Below are 6406 nucleotides of genomic sequence, written 5' to 3'. Positions count from 1 at the left end.
GGGGAGAGACGCCATGGCGAACGAGGAAGAGCTGCTCAGATATCTGCGCCAGGCCACGACCGAGCTGCGCGAAACGCGGCAGGCGCTGCGGGACTCGCACGAGCGCGCCCGTGAGCCGATCGCGATCGTGGGCATGGCCTGCCGCCTGCCCGGAGGGGTCACCACCCCGGAGGACCTGTGGCGGCTCGTCGCCACCGGGGGCGACGGGTTGTCCGGCTTCCCGGCCGACCGTGGCTGGGACCTCGGGGAACTGGGCGGCCACGGTGCGCGGCAGGCCGGATTCGTGCACGAGGCCGGCTGGTTCGATCCCGCCTTCTTCGGCATCTCGCCACGGGAAGCGCTGGCGATGGATCCGCAGCAGCGGTTGTTCCTGGAAACCTCCTGGGAGGCGTTCGAGTACGCGGGGCTGGACCCGGACGCGCTGCGCGGCAGCCGCACCGGGGTCTTCGCCGGGCTGATGTACCACGACTACGTGCCCGGCGGCGAGGGCGGCGAGCCCTACCTGGGCACCGCCACGGCGGGCAGCGTGGTCTCCGGCCGGGTGGCGTATCTGCTCGGTCTGGAAGGCCCGGCGGTGACCGTCGACACCGCCTGCTCGTCGTCCCTGGTGGCGTTGCATCTGGCGGTGCTGGCGCTGCGCTCCGGCGAGTGCGATCTCGCGCTGGCCGGGGGTGTGACGGTGATGTGCTCTCCGGGCGTGTTCCGCGCCTTCGGCATGCAGCAGGGCCTGGCCTCTGACGGGCGGTGCAAGTCGTTCGCGGCCGCCGCCGACGGCATGGGCTGGGCCGAGGGCGCCGGCGTGTTGCTGGTGGAGCGGTTGTCGGACGCGCGGCGGCTCGGGCACGACGTCGTCGCGGTGGTGCGGGGGAGCGCGGTCAACCAGGACGGCGCCTCGAGCGGGCTCACAGCTCCGAACGGTCCGTCACAGCAGCGGGTCATCCGGGACGCGCTGGCGAACGCGCGGCTGTCTCCTTCGGATGTGGATGCCGTGGAGGCGCACGGGACCGGCACGGTGCTGGGCGACCCGATCGAGGCGCAGGCGTTGCTGGCGACGTATGGGCAGGACCGGGAGCGGCCGTTGTGGCTGGGGTCGGTGAAGTCGAACATCGGGCACACGCAGGCGGCGGCGGGCGTGGCCGGTGTGATCAAGATGGTGCTGGCGATGCGGCATGGCGTGTTGCCGGCGACGTTGCACGTGGACGAGCCGACCCCGCAGGTGGACTGGTCGACCGGCGCGGTGGAGCTGCTGACGGAGGCCCGGCCGTGGCCGGAGGCGGATCGGCCGCGCCGGGCCGGCGTCTCCTCGTTCGGCGTCAGCGGCACCAACGCCCATGTGATCATCGAACAGGGTGAGCCGGCTCCGGCGCCGGAGCCCCGCGCGGCCCCGCGCGCCGTGCCGTGGTTGTTGTCGGCGAAGACGGCGGAGGGAGTGCGGGCCCAGGCGCAGCGGCTGCGGGCGTTCCTGGCCGATCGGCCGGACGCCGACCCGGTGGACGTCGGACGTGCGCTGATCGCCCGGTCGGCCATGGACTGCCGGGCGGTCGTTTTCGGCGCTGACCGGGACGCCCTCGGCACGGTGGTCGCGGGCGAGGCGGTCGCTCCCGGCCGGACGGCGTTCCTGTTCAGCGGTCAGGGGGCGCAGCGGGCCGGGATGGGGCGGGGCTTGTACGAGTCCTTCCCGGCATATGCGCGGGCGTTCGACGCGGTGTGCGCGGAGCTGGATGTTCGGCTCGATCGGCCGGTCCGGGATGTGGTGGCCGAGGGTGTCGATCTCGATCAGACGGTGTGGGCGCAGGCCGGACTCTTCGCTGTGGAGGTGGCGTCGTTCCGGTTGCTGGAGTCGCTCCGGGTGACTCCGGATTTCCTGCTGGGGCATTCGATCGGTGAGATCGCCGCCGCCCATTGCGCGGGGGTGTTGTCGCTTGCGGATGCGTGTGCTCTGGTGGCGGCGCGTGGCCGGCTGATGCAGGCGCTCCCTGCCGGTGGGGCGATGCTGGCGATCCAGGCGTCCGAGGCCGAGGTCCGGGAGGCGGCCGATGACCGGGTGGACATCGCGGCGGTCAACGGCCCGCGCTCGGTGGTGATCTCCGGGGACGCCGGGGTGATCGACGAGCTGGCGGCCCGGTGGACGGCCCAGGGCTTCAAGACCAACCGGTTGAGGGTGTCGCACGCGTTCCATTCCCGGCTGATGGAGCCGATGCTGGCCGAGTTCGCCGCGGTGCTGGAGACGCTGACGTTCGCCGAGCCGCGGATCCCGATCGTGTCGAACCTGACCGGCGAGGTGGCCGATCCTGGGCTGTTCACGTCCCCTGACTATTGGGTCCGGCAGGTGCGTGAGGCGGTGCGGTTCGCCGACGGGGTCAGGAGCCTGGCCGAGCGGGGGGTGTCCCGGTTCGTGGAGCTGGGCCCGGACGGGGTGCTCTGCGCGCTGGCTCGGCAGTCGGCCGGCGAGGCCGTGTTCGCGCCGGTGTTGCGCCGTGATCGGGATGAGGCGGAGACGGCGTTGGCGGCGCTGGGCCGGTTGTGGGCGGCCGGCGTCGACGTGGACTGGCCGGCCGTGTTCGACGGATGGGGCGGGCGCCGGATCGTCCTGCCCCCGTACGCGTTCGATCGGCAGCACTACTGGGCACAGGCGCCCGCACCGCAGACGGCCGACCATGCCGACGACGCCCCCTTCTGGTCCGCCGTCGAGGCGGAGGACGCCGACACGCTGGCCGACATGCTCGGTCTCGACGTCGCGGAACCCTCGGTGAAGGCCCTGCTGCCCGCGCTGGCCGCGTGGCGTCGCCGAAGCCGCACGCAGGGGCTCACGGACGCGTGGCGCTACCGGGTCGGATGGAAGCCATTGCCTCCCGCTGCCGCGCCCTTCCTCTCCGGCACCTGGCTTGCTCTGCTGCCCGCGGCCGTGAAATGTCCCGAAATAGTCGACAGTTGCTTGGCGGCGGTCGAACGAGCGGGCGCGCGCGTTGTACGAGCGCGGATCGACACCGGCGAACAGGCCGATCGGGCCTTCGAGGAGGCGGGCGAACCGGCCGGGGTGTTGTCGTTCCTCGCTCTGACCGATAGCGCCGACACGGAACCGGGCACGCTGCCCGCCGCCGTCTCCGGCGCGCTGGCCCTGATCGACGCCTTCGCCGCCGCGGACAGGCGGATACCGGTCTGGTGGGTGACCTCGGGCGCGGTGGCGGTCCACGATGACGAGGAGATCGACCCCGACCAGGCGCAGATGTGGGGTCTGGGCCGGGTGGTGAGCCTTGAACTGCCGGGCCTGTGGGGTGGGCTGGTGGACGTCTCCGGCCCGGCGGGACCGATGCTCGGCGACCGGCTGGCGGGCGTGCTGACCGGTGCGGACGACCAGGTCGCGGTCCGCCCCACCGGCGTCTCGGGACGACGCCTGACCCCCGCAGGGCCGGCTGCGGGCCGGGCGTCGGCAGCCGCGGGATCGCCCGGCTCGGCAGGCGTTCCGACGTCCGGCTCTGTACTGGTGACCGGTGGCACCGGTGCGCTGGGCGCGATCGTCGCGCGGTGGCTGGTCGAGCAAGGCGTTCCCCACGTGGTGCTGGTCTCCCGCAGGGGCGGGTCGGCGCCGGGCGCCGAAGACCTGGTCGCGGAACTGGAGGCGAGGGGCGCCCGGGTGACCGTGGCGGCCTGCGACGCGGCCGACCGGGCCGGCATGGCCCGCGTGCTGGCCGGCATCCCGGCCGAGTACCCGCTGCGGGGTGTCGTGCACGCCGCCGGGGTGGGAGACATGACCCCGCTGGGCCGTACCGCACTCGCCGACTTCCAGGCGGTCGTGAACGGGAAGGCGGGCGGCGCGGCCTGCCTGGACGACCTCCTGGCCGACACACCACTCGACTTCTTCGTGCTCTTCTCCTCGATCGCCGGGGTGTGGGGCAGCGGAGGGCAGGCCGCGTACGCGGTGGCGAACGCCGCACTGGACGCGCTCGCCGTACGCCGCCGGGCCCGGGGGCTCCACGCCCTGTCGATCTCGTGGGGACCGTGGGCGAGCGACGGGATGGCGGGCGGCGAGATGGCCGAGGAGTTCCTGCGGCGTCGCGGCCTGCTCGGCATGCCACCCGACCTGGCCGTCGCGGCGATGGGCGCCGCGTTGCGGGCCGGCGACGTCTGCGTGACGGTGGCGGATGTGGATTGGGCCGCGTTCGTGCCCGGGTTCACGGCGTACCATCCGCAGCCGTTGATCGAAGACATTCCCGACGTACGGATGCGGCGGGCGCCGGTGCCCGCCGGCTCCACCATCGCTCAGAGCGGCACCGAACTACGCGAGCGACTTGCCCCCCTGGCGCGGGACGATCGCGTCGCGCGGCTCCTGGAGATCGTGCAGCAGCAAGCCGCACTGGTGCTCGGCCACCTCACGCCCGGGGCGATCGTCGCCGACCGGGCGTTCCGCGACCTGGGGTTCGACTCGCTCACCGCGGTCGAGCTGCGCGATCGGCTGGCCGCGATGACCGGGCTGAGCCTGCCCGCCACCCTGCTCTTCGAGCATCCGAACCCGCGTGCGCTCGCCGGGGAGATGCTGGCGGAGCTGTTCGGAGACGACACCGACACCGACACCGACGAGGCGGAGCTGCTGCGCCGGGCGCTGCTCGCCATTCCCCTGTCCCGGCTCCGCGAGGCCGGCCTGGTCGAGCCGCTGCTGCGGCTCGCCTTTCCACAGGCCGTGATCGCCGACGAGGACACCGTGCCCGGGACCTCCGTCGAGTCGATCGACGCGATGGACGGCGAAAGCCTGCTGAAGCTGGCTCTGGGAGCCCGGGACTCATGATCACAACAAGGAGTTTGCGATGGCCGCTTCCATAGAGGACTACGTCGAAGCGCTGCGAGTCTCTCTGAAAGAGACCGAGCTCCTGCGCAGCCAGAACCGGGAGCTCACCGCCGCCGCACACGAGCCGATCGCCATCGTGTCGATGGCGTGCCGGCTTCCCGGCGGCGTCGCTTCACCGGACGACCTCTGGCGGCTGGTCGCGGACGGCCGGGACGCCATCACGCCGTTCCCCGCCGACAGGGGCTGGAGCGTGGACGGGCTCGGTGCGGACGCCCAGACGGCCGGCCTCGCCGCGCAGGGGGGCTTCCTGGACGGAGCGGCGTTGTTCGACGCGGACTTGTTCGGCATCTCGCCGCGTGAGGCGCTCGGCATGGAGCCGCAGCAACGGCTGCTGCTGGAGATGGTCTGGGAGGCGTTCGAACGCGCGGGGCTGGCGCCGGACTCCATGCGCGGAAGCCGGACCGGTGTGTTCGTCGGCGGGGCCTCCTCCGGATACGGCATCGGCATGTCGGTGGCGGAGGGTGACGGGGGATTCGCCCTGACGGGCGCGGCGCCCAGCATCCTCTCCGGGCGGGTCGCGTACACGTTCGGGCTCGAGGGGCCGGCGGTGACGGTGGACACGGCGTGTTCGTCGTCGCTGGTGGCGTTGCACCTGGCGATCCAGTCGTTGCGCGACGGTGATTGTGATCTGGCGCTGGCCGGTGGCGTGACGGTGATGACCTCGCCCATGACGATCGTGGAGTTCGGGCGGCAGGGCGGCCTGTCGTCGGATGGGCGGTGCAAGTCGTTCTCCGCGGAGGCGGACGGCGCGGGCTGGTCCGAGGGTGTGGGGTTGTTGCTGGTCGAGCGGCTGAGCGATGCGCGGCGGCGCGGGCACGAGGTCCTCGCGGTGATCCGGGGCAGTGCGATCAATCAGGACGGTGCGTCGAACGGTCTGACCGCGCCGAGCGGGCCGGCGCAGGAGCGGGTGATCCGGCAGGCGTTGGCGAGTGCGCGGTTGTCCGCGGACGACGTGGATGTGGTGGAGGCGCACGGCACCGGAACCCGCCTCGGCGATCCGATCGAGGCGCGGGCGTTGCTGGCCACGTATGGCCGGGGTCGTGGCGCGGACCGGCCGCTCTGGCTGGGGTCGATCAAATCGAACATCGGGCACACCCAGTCGGCCGCCGGCGTCGCCGGCGTGATCAAGATGGTGCAGGCGATGCGCCACGGGGTGTTGCCGCCGACGTTGCACGTGGATGAGCCGTCGCCGCACGTGGACTGGTCCGAGGGGGCGGTGGAACTGCTGACGGAGGCCCGGTCGTGGTCGTCCGAGGAGCGGCCGCGCCGGGCGGCTGTGTCATCGTTCGGGATGAGTGGCACGAACGCGCACGTCATTTTGGAGCAGGCCCCCGAGTCCGCCGTGCCGGACGCCCCCGCGGTCGCCGTCTCCGGTCCGGTGCCGTGGGTGCTGGCGGCGAAGACGGCTGACGGCCTGCGGGCTCAGGCCGCGCGGCTGCGCGAGTTCGTGGCCGCGGATGGCCCGCAGAGCGTGGATGTTGGCCGCTCGTTGTTGTCGCGGGCGGCGTTGCCGCATCGGGCGGTGGTGCTCGGCTCGGAGTGTGAGGTGCTGCTGGCCGGGTT

2 protein-coding genes are annotated in these 6406 nt (G+C 72.8%); both read left to right on the top strand.

All coding sequences use genetic code 11. The annotated features are described in order from the left end of the window. Positions 1-13 precede the first annotated feature (13 nt). Positions 14-4783 carry a type I polyketide synthase gene (locus AWQ70_RS42195; RefSeq protein ID WP_067186440.1) on the top strand — a complete coding sequence of 1590 codons (4770 nt, stop codon included), beginning with the start codon at positions 14-16 and terminating at the stop codon, positions 4781-4783. Positions 4784-4802: 19 nt separating this feature from the next. Further along, positions 4803-6406, top strand: a 1604-nt coding sequence (locus AWQ70_RS35810) for a type I polyketide synthase (protein ID WP_245647310.1), incomplete at its 3' end; no start/stop codon positions are given.

The sequence above is a fragment of the Microtetraspora niveoalba genome (assembly GCF_001570405.1).
Classification (GTDB): Bacteria; Actinomycetota; Actinomycetes; order Streptosporangiales; family Streptosporangiaceae; genus Microtetraspora; species Microtetraspora niveoalba.
This window is presented reverse-complemented; position numbering and strand designations above follow the sequence as displayed.